The sequence below is a fragment of the Pedobacter sp. SAFR-022 genome (genome assembly GCF_051965375.1).
Taxonomy (GTDB): domain Bacteria; phylum Bacteroidota; class Bacteroidia; order Sphingobacteriales; family Sphingobacteriaceae; genus Pedobacter.
This window is the reverse complement of the sequence record NZ_JBQCME010000005.1, coordinates 108,527-128,898: the sequence shown is the minus strand read 5'-3', so window position 1 is coordinate 128,898 and position 20,372 is coordinate 108,527. Positions and strand designations below refer to the sequence as shown.

16 protein-coding genes are annotated in these 20,372 nt (G+C 48.2%); 5 read left to right on the top strand and 11 right to left on the bottom strand.

From position 1 onward, the window contains the following. Positions 1-28: 28 nt before the first annotated feature. Together ACTHQF_RS13210 and ACTHQF_RS13205 are read left to right on the top strand one after the other, a co-directional pair. On the top strand, positions 29-2,581 hold the full coding sequence (locus ACTHQF_RS13210; RefSeq protein WP_440430729.1) for an ATP-binding protein: 2,553 nt from the start codon (positions 29-31) through the stop codon (positions 2,579-2,581). Positions 2,582-2,768: 187 nt separating this feature from the next. Further along, complete coding sequence (locus ACTHQF_RS13205; protein WP_440430727.1) at positions 2,769-3,167, top strand: helix-turn-helix domain-containing protein; 399 nt, start codon at positions 2,769-2,771, stop codon at positions 3,165-3,167. A gap of 206 nt (positions 3,168-3,373) precedes the next feature. Here ACTHQF_RS13205 and ACTHQF_RS13200 read toward each other — a convergent pair whose 3' ends face one another. The 11 genes from ACTHQF_RS13200 to ACTHQF_RS13150 all read right to left on the bottom strand — a co-directional run bounded on the left by ACTHQF_RS13200 (position 3,374) and on the right by ACTHQF_RS13150 (position 14,467). Then, positions 3,374-3,856 (bottom strand): DUF4625 domain-containing protein, encoded by a 483-nt coding sequence (locus ACTHQF_RS13200; RefSeq protein ID WP_440430725.1) that lies wholly within the window; start codon positions 3,854-3,856, stop codon positions 3,374-3,376. A gap of 62 nt (positions 3,857-3,918) precedes the next feature. Next, positions 3,919-4,812, bottom strand: coding sequence for a DUF4625 domain-containing protein (locus ACTHQF_RS13195; protein WP_440430723.1), 894 nt, complete (start codon positions 4,810-4,812; stop codon positions 3,919-3,921). A gap of 26 nt (positions 4,813-4,838) precedes the next feature. Continuing rightward, on the bottom strand, positions 4,839-5,555 hold the full coding sequence (locus ACTHQF_RS13190) for a DUF4625 domain-containing protein (RefSeq protein WP_440430721.1): 717 nt from the start codon (positions 5,553-5,555) through the stop codon (positions 4,839-4,841). Positions 5,556-5,649: 94 nt separating this feature from the next. Then, positions 5,650-8,064, bottom strand: a complete 2,415-nt coding sequence (locus tag ACTHQF_RS13185; protein WP_440430719.1) for a TonB-dependent receptor — start codon at positions 8,062-8,064, stop codon at positions 5,650-5,652. Positions 8,065-8,155: 91 nt separating this feature from the next. Further along, on the bottom strand, positions 8,156-8,518 hold the full coding sequence (locus tag ACTHQF_RS13180; protein ID WP_440430717.1) for a hypothetical protein: 363 nt from the start codon (positions 8,516-8,518) through the stop codon (positions 8,156-8,158). Between the two features lie 97 nt (positions 8,519-8,615). Next, positions 8,616-9,725, bottom strand: coding sequence for a PepSY-associated TM helix domain-containing protein (locus ACTHQF_RS13175; RefSeq protein WP_440430715.1), 1,110 nt, complete (start codon positions 9,723-9,725; stop codon positions 8,616-8,618). A 4-nt stretch (positions 9,726-9,729) separates the two neighbouring features. After that, positions 9,730-11,904 carry a TonB-dependent siderophore receptor gene (locus ACTHQF_RS13170; RefSeq protein WP_440430713.1) on the bottom strand — a complete coding sequence of 725 codons (2,175 nt, stop codon included), beginning with the start codon at positions 11,902-11,904 and terminating at the stop codon, positions 9,730-9,732. Positions 11,905-11,997: 93 nt separating this feature from the next. Then, a complete protein-coding gene (locus ACTHQF_RS13165) occupies positions 11,998-12,375 on the bottom strand; it encodes a hypothetical protein (RefSeq protein WP_440430711.1) in 378 nt (125 codons plus the stop codon). 43 nt (positions 12,376-12,418) lie between these two features. Further along, positions 12,419-12,787: a response regulator gene (locus ACTHQF_RS13160; protein WP_440430709.1), complete on the bottom strand. Its 369-nt coding sequence runs from the start codon at positions 12,785-12,787 to the stop codon at positions 12,419-12,421. A gap of 73 nt (positions 12,788-12,860) precedes the next feature. After that, entirely contained in the window at positions 12,861-13,421 is a 561-nt protein-coding gene (locus tag ACTHQF_RS13155) for a thioredoxin family protein (protein WP_440430707.1), read from the bottom strand. A gap of 317 nt (positions 13,422-13,738) precedes the next feature. Next, positions 13,739-14,467 carry a GntR family transcriptional regulator gene (locus tag ACTHQF_RS13150; RefSeq protein ID WP_440430705.1) on the bottom strand — a complete coding sequence of 243 codons (729 nt, stop codon included), beginning with the start codon at positions 14,465-14,467 and terminating at the stop codon, positions 13,739-13,741. A gap of 258 nt (positions 14,468-14,725) precedes the next feature. On the opposite strand from ACTHQF_RS13150, the gene ACTHQF_RS13145 reads away from it, so the two are divergent. The 3 genes from ACTHQF_RS13145 to ACTHQF_RS13135 are packed head-to-tail and all read left to right on the top strand — an operon-like array spanning position 14,726 to position 20,345. After that, positions 14,726-16,531 (top strand): class I mannose-6-phosphate isomerase, encoded by a 1,806-nt coding sequence (locus tag ACTHQF_RS13145; protein ID WP_440430703.1) that lies wholly within the window; start codon positions 14,726-14,728, stop codon positions 16,529-16,531. A 6-nt stretch (positions 16,532-16,537) separates the two neighbouring features. Further along, positions 16,538-17,950, top strand: coding sequence for a sugar porter family MFS transporter (locus ACTHQF_RS13140; protein ID WP_440430701.1), 1,413 nt, complete (start codon positions 16,538-16,540; stop codon positions 17,948-17,950). Positions 17,951-17,978: 28 nt separating this feature from the next. Further along, positions 17,979-20,345, top strand: a complete 2,367-nt coding sequence (locus tag ACTHQF_RS13135) for a GH92 family glycosyl hydrolase (protein ID WP_440430699.1) — start codon at positions 17,979-17,981, stop codon at positions 20,343-20,345. Positions 20,346-20,372 lie beyond the last annotated feature (27 nt).

Sequence of the window (20,372 nt, the reverse complement as noted above, 5' to 3'; positions counted from 1 at the left end):
GTATTTTTAATAACCTGATATAATCTGTATGAAAATGAATGCCAAGGCGCCTCTTAGTCCGGAAAGCCTTAAAGTCTTCGATACTTTACCTTACCACTGTTTAATACTTAGTCCGGATTACCGTATACTAACCGCCAGTAATGCCTATCTGAAGCTGGTGGGCAGAACGCGGGAGCTGCTCCTGGGCAGAAACGTCCATGAGGTCTTTCAGGGGAATGCGAACTGGCAGCGGGCGCTGGATGCAGGTTTGCGGCATTCTTTCGAAACGGCTATTGAAACCAGACAACGGCACGAGATGTCCCTTGTACAATTTCACATCCCTGACTGGGAAGCACCCGAGGCTAAAGCCATCGAATCGTATTGGAAGATTAGCCATACACCAGTTCAAAATGCTTCTGGGGAAGTGCTTTACCTCATTCACGACATCAATAACGTCACTGCGCAGGTGGTTTACGAACAGCGCCTTCAGGAAAGTCTGGAATTAGAAAAGCAAGCCGCAGCAAAGGCAATGCTGCTCAGCACACAAATGCGGCAGCTCTTCGATCAGATCCCCGCACAGGTCGCCATTGCCATTGGCCCGGAAATGCGTTACGAATATGTGAACCCGGCTTATGAACGGGAAATGGGGCAGGGCAGCGGCCTGCAAGGCCGTAAGGTGCTTGAGGTGATGCCTGAAGTATTTAACATGCCGATCTGGAAGATCCTGCAGGAAAGCTATCAACAGGGCAAATCCTTCATCGAAACGGAGATCGAGATCCCCCTGCCCGCACAGCATGGCCAGGCGATGGTCAGCCGCTATTTCAATCTGGTCTACCAGCCACTGCGGAACGAGGCGGGGGAGATCACTGGTGTGCTAAGTTTTAAATACGAAATTACCGAACATGTCGCAGCGCGGAAGCTGCTGGAACTTCGGGAAAAAGAGCTGCTAGCCCTGAATGAAAAACTGAGTCAGGCCTATGAGGAAGTACTCGCCGCTAGTGAAGAGATGAATGCGAGTAATGAAGAGCTCGAAGCAACAAATGAGCAGTTGCAGCAGGCGCATGAAGCTTTAGGTCAGCTCAACGCAGAACTGGAGGAACGGGTGCAACTGCGTACCGCAGAAATTGAACGCATGCGGCAGCAGGCAGAAAATGAAAGTGAACGATTGCGCTTCCTGCTCAATGCTATTCCACAACAGGTGTGGACAACAGATCCTGGTGGGCAACTGCTCGCGGTGAACAATGTGCTTTGTACCGCCTTGGGGCATACGACTGAGGAAATCCTGGAGATCGGCTTGCCACATTTTGCGCATCCGGACGACTTGCCGGTCATCTTCCGGCAGTGGACCGAAGCATTGCGCTCCGGAGCGCCCTACCATGCCGAATATCGTCTTCGATTTGCCGATGGCAGTTACCGCTGGCACCTTGGTCGTGCGGTGCCGATGATTGAAAATGGCGTGGTAACCTTTTGGCTGGGCACCAACACGGATATTGATGCGCAGAAAGAAAATGAACAACGTAAAGATGAATTTCTCTCCATCGCCAGCCATGAACTGAAAACACCCTTAACCAGCATTAAATCCTTCAACCAGCTCATGAACCGGGTGCGCGATGGACAGCAACTGGGTATCTATATTCAAAAATCTTATAATAACATCCTCAGGTTGGAGAAGCTTATCAACGACCTGCTGGATGTAACCAAGATCAATGCCGGTAAAATGACCTATGATATACAGCCATTCGACTTCCTGCAAATGGTACGGGAAACCATCGAGAATGTACAGCTGACTGTAAGCACACATGAGATCATTCTAAATAGCTGTGAGCCTTTTGAACTGGAGGGCGACCGGCTGCGGTTGGAGCAGGTGCTGATCAACCTGCTTGATAATGCAATCAAGTACTCACCAGGTGGTGAGGAGGTGCTGGTACGCGTGAGCCTGGAAGAAAGGCATGTGATCGTTTGCGTGCAGGATTATGGCGTTGGTATAGATAAAAGTAATGTGAACAAGCTCTTTGACCGTTATTTCCGCAGCGATAATACGGCCATGCGTTTTGAAGGGCTGGGCCTGGGCTTGTTCATTTCCGCAGAGGTGATCAAGCGCCATTACGGTACCTATTGGTTGGAAAGCGAACCTGGAAAGGGATCGAGCTTCTATTTCCGCTTGCCCCTGGAACCGGAGGTCCCCGCAAAACCATTTATTGATGAACATAAAACCTACCAGGATGAATATGTCAGCATTCATTACAATTCAGCTTTACACCAGGTCGAATCTACATGGAAAGGTTATCAGGACTTTGAGTCCGTACAACGCGGTGGACTGAAGATCCTGGAGCTGCTGCGGTACAACCGTGCGAGCAAGCTGCTCAATGACAATACTGATGTGCTTGGCAATTGGTCAGAAGCAGCAGAATGGGTAGCCAAAGATCTGTTGGTTAGTATGGAGGCTGCAGGTTTGAAGTACATCGCCTGGATTCAATCCCGCGGTGCCTTCAGTCGCTTATCCGCACAAAAAACCGCAGATATGGCGGAGGTGGGGATAGAAATGGCCTTCTTCAGCGAGCGTGTTGCCGGACAGGCATGGCTGGCGGATAAAAATGTTTAGGCCTGTTGTTTGCAACATTTCCAGTGAAAAAGAAGTTGTAATGCGCTCCCAACTCATTGGACGTTTTTTCTCGTATAAATCCCTGATCTTTAGGGAAAAAATGAGTACAGATGACCACAATGTGGGTAATGTTTACACTACTTTGACAAGGCAATCAATTTTTGGAACCATCAAACACAAAAAAAAAATGGCAGCACATCAGGGTGACATCATTGAAAGAATTATCAGAAGACAAGGTCATTCGATCTCTGATCTAGCGAAACTTACCGGCGTTAACCGACGCTCAATCTACAACTGGTTTTTACAGCCCAGACTAAAGCCGGAAAACATCGTCAAGTTGGGACAAGCCATCGGTCATGATTTCTCCGAACAGTTCCCGGACCAGTTTGTTTCTGCAGACTTTATCGCCCTAGAACACAGTGCAAGCATTGAGGATCAACAAGTAGATGTTTGGAAAGAAAAATATATCGATCTGCTGGAGCGCTATAATTTGTTATTGCGGATTTCGAATGGTGAAGTGCAGATTCCAAATATGGAAGGGCAGACCAAGGCCAGAATGGTAAACCGCCAGGGCATTTTGATTTAAAGGTATGCAAGAGAGTAACCTTTCAGCTACCCCCCTGCATTAACGCTCTCAGGACAAATATAGAAATAGATACAACAGTTCCGGAAAATATTTCTACTTCGTATAAAAATTGCACAAAACTTAACGAAGTTTTACATTTGTTCATGCTGAGTTTGGGTGTATCGCAGATCTTCAAAAGGAAATTTGCACGATACATCTACTAACTGTTACTTCAATTTAATGCTGATCCCCTTAATGGTCTGCCAGCCCGCTTTATCCGTTACCCGGATCAAAAAGTGGTAGTCGCCCGGATCAACATCAGCCGGTACCTCAACTTCCTGCTCCAGTACATGCTGTTTCAATCCCGGAGCTAACGGAAAATCCTGGATCAGGAGAAATGGCTTAACGGCCGTTTTCTTGGCTTCCATGGCGCAGCTGTTTACTTCTGTGCTGTGACTGTGCTGGTCGAAATTATGGTGTACATCCACACTCACGGAACCCAGTTCAACATTATCACTGAAAGTTGCACGTAACGTGAATTTGCTGCCTCGTTCAATTTCACTGCATTGCTTTGGAAATGCATTTGCCGCAGTGATATCGATCACCGGATAGGTTTCGTCAATCGGGCTTTTGTCCTCGTCTTTGCTGCAGCCACTTAGAATCGCTGCACAGCTTAATAGCATCAGGATGCCTCCTTTAAAAATATTCATGGTCTTAACGTATAAAAACCGGAAGGCCACTGGCCTTCCGGTTAGGTTTGTAATGGTGTTGTTTATTGGATCTTAAAGTCCTGCTTATGAAAAAAGTTCAGCTGGTGTGTACTGCTTTCATATAGGATGACAAACTCGTAATCGCCAGCTTCCCAGGTGGTGTTATCACCAATCACAAGTGTAGGCATATCACGCTTAAAGCTGAAAGTTTGCTCATCAAAGATCACATTGCTGAAGTCAAATGCATTCGCAACCTGCTTATGTTCCAGCTTGTCGTACACGACAACCTTACTCAGATCAATGTCCTTGATGGTTTCCGGGTGATGATGGTGTTTCTTGTTGACCATCAGCAGATACATCTGTCCGTCTCCCTTAACATTGGAAATCGCAACCTGTGAATGGATCGTGTCGCCATGCTTAAAGCTTAAATCCGCAGCAGCAGTACCCGGTTTATAGCGGTGAGCGAAATCTCCATTTTTGAAGATGCTGAAAATGCTAAGCTGTGGATCAGCAGGCATGTTGGCAACGGTATAGAGCTGGATTTCCTTTTTGATTTCAAGCTTCGAGCCGTTTTCATCATGAACAATGATCAGGAAATCGTATTTACCTTCCGCTGCTTCAGCGGGGATCGTAAAGTGTTTGTGAATATTCGTGTTTTTTGTGCCTTGATACTGCGTCCACACGATTTCATGTTTCCAGCCTTTGCTATAGCTTTCGCCCGCCTTTTGCAGGATTTTCAGCTCTACAATATCGATCTTGTCGCCTGCAACCACATCGGCCTCAAAGTGAAAATCGCGTTCAATTACACCGATCCCGCTGTTGTTCAATCCAATCTCCATATTTTCTATGATGGGCTGCTTTGCCTCGGGTGCTGTAACCGGTTCGTCTTTCTTACAGGCGCTGAATATGCCGGTACAAAGCAGGATTAGGATTGCCCGCTGTTTTATCTGGTTCATCTTCATAAGTTTTACGTTGCTTAGTGTTAAGGTTTATCAAAATGCTCCTCAAATTCCGCTGCTTTACCAGCCTGATCTACCACTTTCAAGTGCACATGGTAGTGTCCTTTAGGCGCGGCGGTTACATCCATGTGTTTGTGGAAATTGTAACTTGTCTGTCCTACCATGTTCGCATCAGCATAGCTGAATTCTTTTTCCCAGTCCTTACCATGAATTTCTACGATGATCTGGGCAATCTTATTCGGTGAGGTAACCCTTGCTTCGGCATGCAGGTCATTTCCGGCGGCGTTCAGGCCAACTTCAAAACCAGCCAAGGACGGAAGGCTTGGGTCATTTTGCAGCGCTAAAGTCGATTCAACCTTGGTTTCCTGTCCATTGCTGTCCCTTACCTTTAACACAACATCATAGCTGCCTAAAGCCGCATCCGCAGGTACGTCGATATGTTTGTGAAATTCAGCATTTTTCAATCCTGCAAAGCCCTCCGTATAAACAGTGTTCAGTTTCCAACCTGTGCCACTTTTAGGGTTGATCTCCAGGGTTACACTTTCGATGTTTGCGGTCGCGGTGATTTCCGCTTCCACATGCACATCGCCACCCGGATGTGCGGTCTTGTTGTTGTCTGGCCCAATCTCCAGGGCGCTGATCACCGGTGCAGAAAGCTCCGCGACATCATCATCTTTTTTACAGGCGCCAAAAGTTGCCGCAATCAGCAGGAATCCTGCAATTAGTTTGTTGTGTTTCATGTTACTTGTTTTTGTTGTTTTCATTTTTGATTTTGTTGGTTGTATACTGTTTAAAGAACTCGATTCTTGCTGGGCATGGCTTTAGTTGATCCATTTAATGCTGCGGTTTGATCTTGAAGGGCAGCTTCAGCGAAAGCACCAGGTTCCTTCCGGCTTCCGGCAGTTCGATCAGCCGGTAAAAGCTGGTATGGTTCAGGTAACGTGCATTCAGCAGGTTCTGCGCCTGCAGGCTCAGCTGCACTTCCTGCCCGTAAAGGCGCAGTTTTGTGCCCGCCTGAACATTCAGCGTCTGATAACCCGGGCTCTTCTTTTCCGGTGGAACGATCTTGTTCTGCGCGGCTGTCATCCGGTAGTCCAGGGAGAGATAGCTGCCTTCGAGTCCCCGGAGTTCTGGGGTCCAGCTTAGGTTCAGCAGCAAGGAAGCCGGCGGGGAGAAGGGGAGCGTATAACCTTTCTTGGCACCCGAAAGCTGCCTGCTGTACAGGTACTCGGCAAGCACTTCTGTACTCAGGCTTTTCCAAAAATTGTACTTCAGCTGTAGTTCCGCACCATAGCGTAACACACGACTTTGCGCATATTCGAAGATCTGGTTCCCTGCGCCATAGTTGCGGTCGTGCGCGGATGTAGGGTTCAGGTAAATGTAGTTGGGGAAATAGTTGTAGAAAGGGCTGAACTGCAGGGACCAGCGTTCTGCTGCCCAGGCGGCACTGAAGTCGAGCTGGTAGCTTTGCTCCGGCGACAAATCTGCGTTTCCGCGTTCATAACTGAAATAATGATAGTTCACCCCATTAGCGCCGAGTTCCTTGGCGATTGGCATCCGGAAGCTTTTCCCCACATTAGCCTTTAGTGCCAGTCGCTCAAGATTGTAGTTCATGCCCAGTGACCAGACCAGGCTCTTGAAGTTCCGGTTCAGGTTTGCGGCACGCAGTACATACTCGGCATTTTCTCCATCGCCGGCATTGATGTTAGATGGAAACCAGTCCCGGTATTCAAACATCCTGATCCTTCCATAATCAAAGCGCAGGGCCCCATGTAACAGCAGTTCCTCATTAACTTTTAGCTTATCGTACACGAATGCACCTGCTGTACTTTGATCAAAGGAAGGCACCAGGAAGCCCCAGCCGTCAATGCTATTATGCTGCTGTTCCAGATTGAACCCCATAGTCAGGCGGTGTTTTCCCAGGCTGATGTTGTCCCGCAGATTCGCAGTATAAACCCGCTTGTCGAAGCCACGCTCCAGTTCAGCGGGGATACGCATGGAATCCGGGTATTGCGAAGGCATAAAGCCATGGTTAACGTACATGCTGAACTCTTCGCGGAAGTTCCGTTGGTAGCCGAGTTCGAGCTCCAGGTTATGCGCCGCAAGCTGGTAGCTGCTGCGGTTGATGATCTTGAAATGGTTCACTTTCTGGCTTGGCAGCTGAATGTCCCTGCTGCTGGCATCGTGCATGACTTCATCCACACGGCGCGGCTCCAGCCCATGGGCATTCGCAAAGAAGCCGCTTTTGCTATAACTATTGCTCAGGTAGAAGATCGACCGGAAATGATCGCTCAGGTATCCGGTACTGAAATGCAATCCACTTTCCCGGCCTGCCGTGTTCCGGAGTTGCCTGTTGTGCAAGGGCACCGCATAATCATAAACGAATACCGTATCTGCGGGAACGCGGTAATCGCCATAACGCTGCTCCGTGATCCGCGCATCAAAGAAGAGCTGCTGTTTGCGCCCATACAAATTGATGGAAGTGCCATACTGATCATTGTTGCTTTTCCCAATCAGCTCCACCGAGCCGCCGAGGGTCTGGGCTGCAGGTACAGCTGGCGGCTTCACGTCAATGGCTCCGGCAATGGCATCCGAGCCATATACAAACGCCGCTGCACCTTTGATCAGCTCCACCGACCCGGCAGCAAACTGGTCCAGCTCCAGCCCATGGTCGGCACCCCATTGCTGCCCTTCATGTTTTACGCCTTTGTCTACCACCACCACACGGTTGAAGCCCAGGCCGCGGATCAGGGGTTTCGACTGCCCCGAACCAATGCCAATGGTCTTAATACCTGGCAGCCGCTCCAGCGTTTTCATCAGACTGCCCCCGAGATTCCTTTGTATGAAATCCGGCCGGATCACTTCCACATTCAGCGATTCTTCCTGTTTGCGTTGCTGGATCAGGTTGTCCCGTACCTCCACTTCTTTCAGCTGGTGCTGCCGCTCATGCAGCATAAGTCGCAGCTGCCGGTCGGCGGAAAGCTCCACATCCTGGTTCAACAGCAAATAGCCCTCTACTGAAGCACTAAGCCTGTATTTGCCAGGTTGCAGGTTTGAAAATTGGAAATTGCCCGAAGCATCGCTGTGTGCATTGCGGTTTACAGGCTGGAGGCTAAGCAGGACATTTTCCAGCGGCTGTTCTGCGGCGTTCACAACTATGCCCGACAAACGTATGGTCTGTCCATGAAGCAAAAAGGAAAACATGCAAAACGCTACGGTGAAAACGCCCTTCCATACAGAAGCAGTCATTTTATAGCATTAAGAATTAAAAAATATAGCAAAGGGGATTGCAGGCCAGCATGCTGGCAGCATCGGCGTCAGTATCTAGAAAGATGGCTGACTAGCAGGAAAAAGCAGGAGGACCTTTGTTGGTGAAGCCTTGTAAGCTAAACTTGTAGTTTCCAACAAAGACATTGGTATTTAAGGTAATTGCATCCGGAAGGGGTACGCTGAGCACCAATGGATGACTGATGTAGAATTCTTTGGATTGCTGATGTGCTAGGTAATCACATATCAGACATTTGTCGGCTGCAGCAACCTGATCCTGATCATTGCCTTCATGCTGGTGCGTGTGCTCCAGTGCGGCAACTTTCGGGTGACTGTGGAAGATCTGTGCGACAGAAATGGAAAGAAACAGCATCACCAGCAGCATGGCGCCGGCCTGGTAGCATCTTCTCAAAATCTGTTTACGTTCTCTTCGCATCAACCGCAAATGTCTGATAAATTTGGAAAGCCTCGCTACCACTCGTGTTAAGTTTAAGTAACGAAGCTGTTAGGTTGGTATAAATTACATTTTATTTTTAAACGCTGCCCTTCGTTTTACTGCGCCTTCTCCAGAACAACAAGGCGCCGGTAATGGACAGTAACCCAGGTGTTAAACCCAGGAGCACATAGCCTACCTTCACTGGTGTGGTACCGAAACTTCCGGTATGTAGGGGCATAAAACTACTCTCGATCTTTTCCCAGATTCCCATGTCTTCAAAACGATGCACATGAACAATCCGGCCATTTTTCGGATCTATGGACACTGAATTCGGGTTATAGAACAAGGGTAGCTGTCCTTTCCGCAAGCCGCTGATGCGGAAATCCTTCCCTGGCTGCGTAGGCAGATAGATGTTTTTGATCATCAGATCCGGCATGCTTGCTTTGGCCCTGCGTAGCATGCTATCCATGGATACTTCCGCCAGGGTGTTTTCCGGCGCTGGCCGCATTTGCTTTTTCCAATAAGCCGGATCCATCGAGAACATGTTCATCCAAAAGCCGGTGAAGAAGATAATAAGGTTAAACAACAGTGTCCAGACACCGATCATGCGGTGCAGACTGGAGGAGGCCCTGCGCCAGTTGTCCCATTTAAAAGGCACCCTGAACAGCAGTACCCGCCAGAAGAACTTCCGGTAGATGATCAGTCCGGTCAGCATGGATAGCAGCATGGTGATGCCAAAGATGGTGGCCAGCAATAAACCGGGGAGCCCAAGCTGGAAGCTCCAGTGGAACTGCAGGATCCAGTGCATCAAACCGGGATTGAACTCCCGGAGTTTGCCCTCCCGCAGCACCTTGCCGGTGTAGGGATCAATGTTCATCAGCCCCAGATCGTAAGTGCTGATCCGGCCATCGTTCTGGTACAAGCGGAAAGCCCAAGCCTGGTCAGCTGCGGCATTCGGGTTCAGCCAGGCGATACCTGCGAGATTCGGATGGTGCGCAGTGATTTGCCGGTAAACCCGGTCCAGCGGTATTGGTGCAGCATGCGGGGCTGGCGGATGAACCCTCAACAGGTCGGCATTGAGCTGCTGATCGATTTCCTTCATGAACACCAGTGCGGAACCACTCAAACCGAGCAGCAGCAGGAAGATGCCGCTGATCAGTCCAAGCCAGCTATGTAGTGCAAAGGCTATTTTTGTGGTCTTTTTCATAGGACTAAAGGATCTGGTAAGTCATGCCCAGCCTAAAGTTGAAAGGATCACCTAAGCCGGCATTTGTTACGCCCGACCTGCTGCCTGTGAAATAATGTTTGTCAGCCAGGTTGTAAGTATTCAGCTGGATGTTGTAACGACCACGTTGATAATTCAGGGCCGCATCAAAGACGGTATATTCCGGGAAGATGAAGTTTTGATTGCTGATCAGCCCGACCTGGTCACCTACATACCGCATCCCGGCAGCAATACCCAAACCTTTCAAAGCAGTACCCCCAACCTGATATTTCAGCCAGAGGTTGGCCATGTGTTTAGGTGCATTGGCAAAGCGGTCGCCTTTTTTGCCAAAGGCCGTCGTGCTTCGTACCACATGTTCATTGTAGGCATAACCTGCAATGACGTTAAACTGCCGGATGCTGCCCATTAACGAAAATTCAAGGCCCCTGCTGCGGGTACCATCAATAGCAGCCTGGCGGTGCGAGTTTTCTGGTGTTGGCGCCGCCGTCAGGATGTTCGCATAGTTGATCTGGTAGGCAGAAAATACGGCTGACAGCTGGCCTTGCAGCAGTTCTGCTTTGGAGCCCAGTTCATATTGCGTTGCCGTCCGGGTAGGGAAGGGTCCGCCGGAAAGCACATTATTGGAGGTCTGTGGATTGAAGGATCGTAGATAAGTACCGTAAATGGAAATGTTTTCCCCCGGCAGATAGACTAAGCCTACACGCGGTATCCATCCCGAAGCCTGCAACGCATCACCTTGTTTACTATCGCGGGCAGAAAGTGGTGTTTCCTTAGCGTCGTAGTTGTCGTACCTTAAGGACAGCAGTGCCCGCAGACTTTTACCGAAGCTGATCTGATCCTGCAGGTATGCGCCGCCAAGATTGGTTATCCGTTTATTGTCGTCCGACTCCAGCACCGGTGCATCTGCGGCAGGTGGATCATTGCTGTAATCTGGATGGAAGATCGAAATACGGGTAGAGGCTTTATAGACATAATCGTTCTTGGTCCAGCCGTAGCGGTTATAGTCCGCACCGACAATAAATTCATGCTGCAATACCCCTGTTTTCAGACGGTAATTGACGAATGCGGTCGTCTGCAGGGAGAACCGGTCCGTTTCCCAGTCCTGGTAGGCGCGACTAATCGTGTCATTCCTGATCTGGCCCTGTGGAATATGATCGGTATAGTCGAGCACATTTCTTACCGCGCGCTGCACCACGGTGAGCTTCAGCTTTTCGTTGAAGCGGTGGTTGAAGGTCAGTGTTGCAGAACTATTGTTTGTCCGTCCGTAATCACTTGGGCTCTGCACAGTCAATGCTGCAGGGTAGTAGTCGAAATCAAAGCTGCCATCCGGATTACGGCGGATGAAGCTGCCATTGTCGTATTGCTGCACGGCCTTTTGCCTGGCGTAGTTGATTTCCAGATTAAGGTCTGTATTTACATTGAAGCGGTAGCTGATGGAGGGTGCGAGAAAAATGTTCTCCTTATCCTGATCATTGCGGAAACTTTCCGAGCGGTCATAACCGATATTTGCACGGTATAGCAGCTTTTTATTTCTGCTCAGGGGGCCAGCCAGGTCGAGCGCTGCCCGGCGGAATTTCCAGCTGCCGAGGCTCAGGTCTATTCGTGCCAGACGTTCTTCCTGGGGTTTTTTGGTGATGAAGTTGATGACGCCACCTGGTGCACCTTCACTGAACAGTGCGCCGGAAGGGCCACGCAGCAGCTCCACCGCTTCAACATTATAAAGCAGCGGTTGCTGGCTCCAGAGGAACAGGTTCCCCCGGATGCCGTTGTACAACAGGAAGCTTGCATCATTCGGGGAGTAGGCAGTGAAGCCACGCATGTTAAAAGAGCCATTGCCATTGTTGGCTTTCATGCCGGTGAAGCTGCCGGCAATTTCATTCAGGGTGATCGCCTGCCGGTCGGCCATGGTTGCTGTGTTCATCACCTGCACCGATTGCGGACTTAGCAACAACGGAACTTCGCTACGGGTGGCAGCGCTGGTTTTAGAAACCTGATAGCGGGGTTTATGGAGTTTTACTTCCACTTCCTTCAGTTTCTCGCCCGCGAGTGTGTCCTTAAGACGCTCTCTGTTTTCTGCAGGGTTGTTTTTATCGGATTGTGCATAGATTTTTACGCCGCCAAGCAGCAACAGCATCAACATGCTGAAAAATGGTATTTTCATTTTACGCGAAAAGGATGTTAAAAATTCAGAAAAGTAGCGCGCAGGCGGAACCGGGGCTTTGAAAAACAAAGCCGGTCGCTGGCGCAGAAAATTTTAACAGGATAGACTGGGTGGGTGGGCGATTTCGCGGTTGAATTCCGGCAGTTCAAACTTCTGGATGGAAGGTTTCTTTTTCGCCGGAACGGTGATGACCAGGGCAGGGGCAGCCGTTTCGTTCAGGAAGAACAGGTCTACGGATGCTTTTTTCTGTGTCTGGTTTTCCTGCTTCTTTTCTTTGTCTTCCGCATCCTTCAGTTTCTTCATCAGATAACACTTTCCCTCGCAGTTCAGTTCCGGGCGATCCCGGTTTTCACAAAGGGTAGCAGCGATATAAGCCTGATTGGATTTGAATTCCGCGTAAACAAAGAGCTTGGATAAGATGGAACTTAACAGTGCAAGCAGTAACGTAAAAGCAATAATGCGGCGGATCATTTGCCGGCAAAGATATTAAATATCTGTATGCGGCAGCAGGTATTTATCCTTTAGCCTTGATAAAGGCGTTAACCTGATTTACAAAGTGATCAATGTCGAAAGGTTTCTGTATAAATCCGTCGGCGGCACCTTCCGAGAGCGCGATATCTGAAGGCGCATGCGCAGACATGATAATAACCGGAATGGTGCTGGTATCAGAAGCTTGTTTAAGGGATTTACTAAGGTCGATGCCACTGCCATCAGGCAACATCACATCCATGATCACCAGATGAACGTTTTCTTTGTTGCTCCGGTTTAAAAAGGCTTTCGCATTTTCAAAGGTTTCCACGGTATAGCTAGCATCTTCGAGTACATATTCTACAATAAACCTGATGTCTGCATCATCTTCAACAATCTGTATAACCCTTTCCATGTTTTCTTTTGTAATGTATTAACGGGAATTCCTGCACTAAGTTTAAATAAAAACAACAAAAATATGCAAGGGGCTAGAACTTCCCGTTCATGGCCTGGAATAATTCCTTTTGCAGGCTCTGGCCTTTATCTTCATTATACCACCATTGTAACTGAAGTTTGATTTCCTCATCGCTGGCATGTTCAGCCTTTAGCCGGTCATAAAGCACCTGGCATTGCTCCGGCCTTGGCCCCCAAACCAGCAGATCTTTATTGCTGCCATCACGGATCACAAACTTGGGGATGGACTTCGCATTGCGGGTCAGGTATTGTTCGATCAGAAAGGGCTCCGAATCACGGAGCTGTATATCGAGTTTGATCAATGGATTTTGCTCACTAAGCATGTACAAAAAAGGCAGGATATGTGCCGCATCGCCACACCAGGGTTCGGTGATCACGATCCATTGCTGGGGCTTATCAAGCTGCTTCAGGTGTTGCACCAGGGTGTCATCCAGCTCGCCAACGCTGAGCCAACGGCGTTGCCTGGACCAGTTCAGCTTGGTATAGTTGTGATAGTCGGGATTGTTGTAGGGTGGAAGGCTTTTTGCACTATCCAGTACTGCCTTAAAAAAGACTTTATAGGTTGGGAAATCCATATGAGATCGTTATGAACAAGCCGCAATATAAGCATATTGCGAGAAAGTTGTGAAATTATTGCACAGGTATAATCTTCTCGTGCTACAATACGCAAGTCGTAAGTCCTGAAGCACTTAGTGAACATCCTTTTCAGTTGTAAACCTTTCTGTTCAGCTGTTAATTTTTAAGACCCTGGGTCAGTGCAAGGCCGTTTTCAACATAGAATTTCTCATTACAACTACTGAAGTTGCTCAAGCCTATACATTGCTATATCGCTAATGATTGAATAAAGGTTTATAGTAAATATGCGCAAGGTGTGGAGGCTGCGTCATTTGAGCTACCTTGTACTCTCTACCGTATAAATAAAGCTGTCCGCTTTGTAGTGACCTACGTTAAACTCAATGGGTCGCTCCAGCTGATCGTACACAAAACGCTTGCGGAAAAGAATCGGGCTGCCGGCTGGAACCTGTAGTTTTTCCGCAATGAACGCGTCTGCACCAATGGCGCTGATCTCTTCCTTTGATAAAGTTGCGATCACACCATGTTCCTGTTCCAGTAACTCATACAAGGGGCGTTTAAAGTCGTCGTCGGGGCTAAGGCCCACTCTGGGATGGAAGTATGAGGCGAAATAAACAAATGGCTCCTCTGGCCGACCGCGCACCCGCTCCATTTTCAAGACCGGCTCATCGGACCGGATATTAAAGAAGATCATCAGGTTCTTGTCCGGCAGTTCCCAGGTAACATGTAGTTCAAAGTTCTTGATCGGGATTCCCCTCAATTTCATCTCCTGTGAAAAACTCAGCCAGTTATTTGATTTGGAGCTTACGGCACCTGGGGCAACCTTCGTTCCTGCTCGTTTTTTACGGATGAGCAAACCCTCAAATACCAGTTTGTTGATCGCTATTCTAAGCGTAGTTCTCGAAATCCCCAGTCGCTCAGCCAACTCCACTTCATTCGGGATGTTCTTCCCATTCTGGTATTGCTCCTCTGTAATAAGTTGCCTGAGCAGGTTCTCTGCCTGAACATGTAGCGGAACGGGACTTTTGTGATCTATACTGTAGCGCATGGTCATGATTATACACAAAAGTATAATAATTCCTTTAATACACATATGTATGTACATATAAGGACGTGAAAACGCCTATGTTAGTGTATTTTAGACACTATTGGTTGTCGAATTTAATCTTTAATAACATATTGTTTATCTAAACAAATGTATATGTTTGTACATATAAGGTGTTGAAGATTGTACATTTTGTTCAATATGTCGGCAGCCTTTAACAAGCACGAATTAAAAATAATATGTACACGCATAAATAAAATCATGACTTCAGATCTAAAAGCCAACCCAGCTCAGACCAGTGCCGAACTACGTAAAACAGCGCAGTTCCTCATGCCTTCCCAATTAGATAAGCCCCATAATGTAAAGGATGGGTATAATATTTATCCTTCCGCTGATCTGGGTAGGGACAAAATCTTCAGTGGCTATGAATCCTTAACGAAGTGGATTGTGGATCAGCAGAACGTGCTTATTGACGGTTATGTTGGTGTATTCTGGGATAAAGTACAGGAGGCCATCAATAGCTGCCTCAATGCACAGGGACGCCGTGCAAATTGGATCAAAACGGAGGATTTTTTAAAGTCAAGTGCCGAAATCGATTCGATGATTGCGCCTTTCCTTGGTGTAGAAGACGCGGTATGGGGTAGCAAATGTACTTTAAGCCTGCCGGACTTATACCAGATTGAAGCACTAAAGGCGCAATTGCCCGATCACACTGCAGAGGTCAATATCATCATCGGCCCTGCGGCTGCATTGGCCAATTGGGATGCCGCAATCCTATATATCGATCTCCCTAAAAATGAGTTTCAGTTTCGGATGCGCGCAGGAGCAGTAAATAACCTGGGTGCAACGCAGTTTGTACAGCCCTTTCAAATGTACAAGCGGGCCTTCTTTGTAGACTGGGTGCTGCTGAATGAGCATAAAAAGTCAATTTTAAATAAAATGAATGTGGTCGCAGACGGCCAATGGCCCGACACCATCAACTGGATGTATCAGTCGGACCTTGCTTCGGCGCTGGATCAACTCAGTCAGTCCGTTATTCGCGCCAGACCTTGGTTCGAACCGGGGGCCTGGGGTGGGCAATGGATCAAGGAGCGCATCAGCGGCTTGAATACCGATGTTGTGAATTATGCCTGGTCTTTTGAATTGATTTCACCTGAAAATGGTTTGGTGTTCGAAAGCGACGGCAACTTACTGGAAGTTTCTTTCGATATGCTGATGTTCCATAATCAGCAGCAAATGCTTGGTAAGCATGCCGGAATTTATGGTGACCAGTTTCCAATCCGCTTTGACTTTCTGGATACGGTAAGAGGGGGCAATTTATCCATCCAATGCCATCCCAGTCTAAAATATATTCAGGAGCACTTTGGTGAGCAGATTACCCAGGATGAGACCTATTATATTCTGGACTGCGAAAAAGATGCAAGAGTTTACCTGGGTTTTCAGGACGACATCGAGCCCGAAACCTTTAAAGCAATCCTAGAAGAAAGCCAGGAAAAGGGAGAAGAGATTGCGGTAGACAAGTATGTGCAATCGTTCGAAGCGGAAAAGCATGACTTTTTTCTAATACCAAACGGCACGGTGCATAGCGCTGGAGCGGGCAATTTAGTGCTTGAAATCAGTGCCACGCCATACATATTCACCTTCAAGATGTACGATTGGGTGAGGCTCGACCTGGATGGAAATCCGAGACCTATAAATATTGAACATGCCTTTAATAACCTGGATTTTGAGCGCAAAGGTGAAAAGGTACCACAGGAACTGATCTCTAAGCAGGCGCTGCTTGCAGAAGGCGAGGACTGGCAGATCCTGCACCTGCCTACACATCCGGAGCATTTCTATGATGTGCACCGTTTGGAATTTGACCAGCAGATCAGCGTACAGACGGAAGACAGCTGTCAAGTTTTAATGCTCGTTGAAGGAGATGCGGTAAGTATTCAAACAGCAGAGGGCAGCATTCAGCAATATGCTTACGCGGAGACCTTCGTGATTCCGGCTGCGGCAGGATCCTATCAATTAACAAATCTGGGTACAGGCCGCGCTAAGGTGATCAAAGCATTTTTAAAGTAAGCAAAGATGAACACTTTAAGCAACAACAGCCTAACACCCCAAAAAAGCAGTTCTTACCTATACCTGGTATGCCTTGTCGCTGCTTTAGGTGGTTTCCTATTTGGATTTGATACAGCCGTAATATCTGGCACGATCAGCCTGGTGAAAAATGACTTTAGCCTTAACCCGGTTAGTGAAGGCTGGTTTGTAAGCTGTGCCTTACTGGGCTGTATTATCGGGGTGAGTTTCTCGGGTAAGCTCAGTGACAAGTACGGGCGCAAAATTGTACTGATCCTATCAGCAATCCTGTTTTTAGCTTCTGCCCTTGGCTGTATGTACGCGGAGACCTTTTCCATACTGATCATTTTCCGTTTGATCGGGGGATTGGGAATCGGTGTGGCTTCCATGGTATCACCATTATACATCTCTGAATTTGCACCCTCCCGTTTAAGGGGCATGATGGTGTCGCTTTACCAGCTGGCTTTAACAATTGGTATTGTACTGGCTTACTTTTCGAACGCTTATCTTGCGGATCATGCGAGTTCAGTTTACGCAACGGAGAGCATGACCAAAATCTTTTCTACGGAAGTCTGGCGTGCCATGCTCGGCCTGGGGGCTTTACCGGCGGCCATCTTCCTGATCTGTCTGTTTTTGGTGCCCGAATCCCCAAGGTGGCTGCTGTTAACCGGGCAGGAGCAGAAAGCTGCAGCCATTTTGGTTAAAATTGATGGTCCTGAAGCCGCAAAGCGTGAAGTAGAAGCTTTTAAAATGCAGGGGGATGATAAGGACACTCCACTCGCAGCCCTTTTTACCCCGGTTTACCGCAAAGCTTTATGGATCGGTTTGCTGTTGCCCTTCCTGTCACAGGTCTGCGGCATCAATGCGGTTATCTACTACGGACCCCGCATACTCGAGCAGGCAGGATTCACCCTGAACAGCGCGCTCGGCGGGCAGGTGACGATCGGTCTGGTCAATGTCGTATTTACCTTTGTAGCCATATTCACCGTCGACAAATGGGGTAGAAGGCCACTGTTGTTTGTCGGCATCGGCGGTGCGGTTGCCTCATTGATTATCATCGGTGCTTTATTCGCACTTGGGATTACATCAGGGCCATGGATCCTCTTATTCATCCTGGCCTTCATAGCCTGCTTTGCTTTTTCTTTTGGACCGGTTTGCTGGGTAGTTATCGGAGAGATCTTTCCAAATGCCATCAGGGGTAAAGCCATGGCACTGGCAACCTTGTCATTGTGGGTGGGAAATTTTCTGGTTGGACAACTCACGCCCGTTATGCTGGAGGGGCTGGGTTCTTCCTGGACCTTCTGGTTGTTCGCAATTTGCTGCTCTCCGGCATTATGGCTGACCTGGAAAGTGATACCCGAAACCAAGGGACGTTCTTTGGAAGACATTGAGAACCATTGGAAGCATACAAATAAAAACTAAATTGGCTTGTTGCCATAGATTGGAAATTATGAAAACAACATTTAAACCCATCCTTGTCCTATTACTGTTTGCGCTTGCTTCCTGTAACGTCAAACGTGAAAATTTTCTGAAATATGTTGATCCTAATATTGGCACAGCACATAGCCGCTGGTTCTTTTATACCCCTGCGGCAGTGCCTTACGGCATGGCGAAACTTGCTCCTTCAACCAATGGACATTATGGCAACGAGTCCGGTTGGGAGGCGGTAGGTTATGATACGCGTCAAAACTCCATAGAAGGGTTTGTACACTTTCACGAATGGCAGGTGGGTGGTGTAAGTTATATGCCAACAACAGGTGAACTGAAAGTGAAACCCGGAAAACTGGAAGATACCAACAGCGGCTACCGGTCGAAGTTCGACCGTAAGCAGGAGCAGGCTGAACCTGGTTATTATAAGGTGTTGCTGGAGGATTATGGCATTACCGCCGAACTCACGGCGACCAGGCGAGTAGGCTTCCAGCGCTACCGCTTTCCTGCAAATGCGCAGTCGCACATCATTCTGGATATTGGTAATAAACAGGGCGAAAGCAGTGATGTAACGGATGCAAGCATCAGGATGATAGACGATACGCACTTTGAAGGCTATGTATATACCTACCCAAAATATGTTAAGATCTACGACCCTGAAGGTAAAGTGGCCATGTTCTTCTATGGAGAGATCAGCAAAAAACCTGCGAATGTAACGTCATTTACTGCGGCTGAGGTCAGGCCAAACACGAATGCTGCAAAAGGTGTTGGAGCCGGACTGGTGCTGAACTATCAAACCAGCGATCAGGAAGTGATTGAAGTTAAAACAGGTTTATCTTACACCTCCATTGAAAATGCTAAGGGCAACTTTGTGGCCGAAGCTACAGGTTTAACCTTCGAAAAGGCCAAGGCCGCGGCACAGGAAAGCTGGCAGCAGGAACTGAGCAAAATTGCCGTGACAGGTCGCAATGAAGCAGATAAGAAAAAATTCTATACGGGACTGTTCCATGCCTTGCTGGGCAGGGGTATCGCCAGCGATGTGAATGGTGCCTACCCAAAACACCAGGGTACCATTGGGCAGCTTCCTGCGCAGTCTGGAAAGGACATGAAAGCCGAATTCATCAACACGGATGCGATTTGGGGTGGCTACTGGAACATCACCCAACTTTGGGCACTGAGTTACCCCGAATGGTACGGTAGTTTCGTGAATACACAGTTACAGTTGTATAAGGACCGGGGCTGGTTTGGTGATGGTATCGCCAATAGCCAGTATGTCTCGGGTGTGGGTACCAACTTCGTCGGACTGGCCATTGCTGCGGCCTATAATTCCGGTATTCGCAATTACGATGTTAACCTGGCCTACGAAGCTGTTAAAGCAAATGACCTGAACTATAAAGGCCGGATCATCGGCTCCGGTAAGATGGATACCAGAGCGTTCCTGGAACATGGCTATGTGCCACATCTGGAACAAACCGGGCGCGATTTTGTAACTGACTCTACAGGCTCGAATTTCTCTGGATCGCATACTTTGGAATATAGTTTCAGCGCATTTGCAACCGCACAGATGGCCAAAGTGATGGGGAAAAATGAAGACTACCAGCAGCTGCTGAAATATTCTAATGGCTGGCGTGCTTTGCTGAATCCGGCAAATAAGCTCATGCAACCGAAAATGGCTAATGGTCAATTTGTGGACAAGTTTGACCCTTATCAGCCATGGCGCGGTTTTCAGGAAGGTAATGCTGTTCAATACACCTTTTATGTACCTCAGAACCCCGCGGGCCTGATAGATGCGATTGGGAAAGATCAATTCAATCAACGCCTGGACAGCATCTTCAAGGTTTCGGAGCAACTGGCCTTCGGCGGTGGCAAGACCATTGATGCTTTCGCCGGGATCAATGCCATTTATAATCACGGTAATCAACCCAACTTACATATCAGCTGGCTTTTTAATTTCTCTGGTAAACCCTGGTTAACGCAAAAATGGACCCGTCTCATTGGGCGCGACTTCTACGGTACGGATCCCATACATGGCTATGGCTATGGGCAGGACGAAGATCAAGGCCAATTGGGGTCCTGGTATGTGATGAATGCCTTAGGCCTTTTTGACGTAAAAGGATTGACAGATGCGAGGCCGATTATTCAACTCGGCAGCCCGCTATTTGATAAAGCGGAAATCAAGCTCGGTAATGGGCAGTATTTGTCGATACAAACCAATAACAATGCGGCGGAAAATGTATATGTGCAGTCGGCCGAGTTTAATGGCAGACCCTTAGATAATTGTTGGTTATACCGTGATGAACTGATGAAAGGTGGTAAGCTGGTATTTACCATGGGTAATCAGCCGAATGAAAGCTGGGGCACCAAAGTGCCGCCACCATCTGCGCAGTAAATTTTGACGATCAGAAAAGCGCCGTTC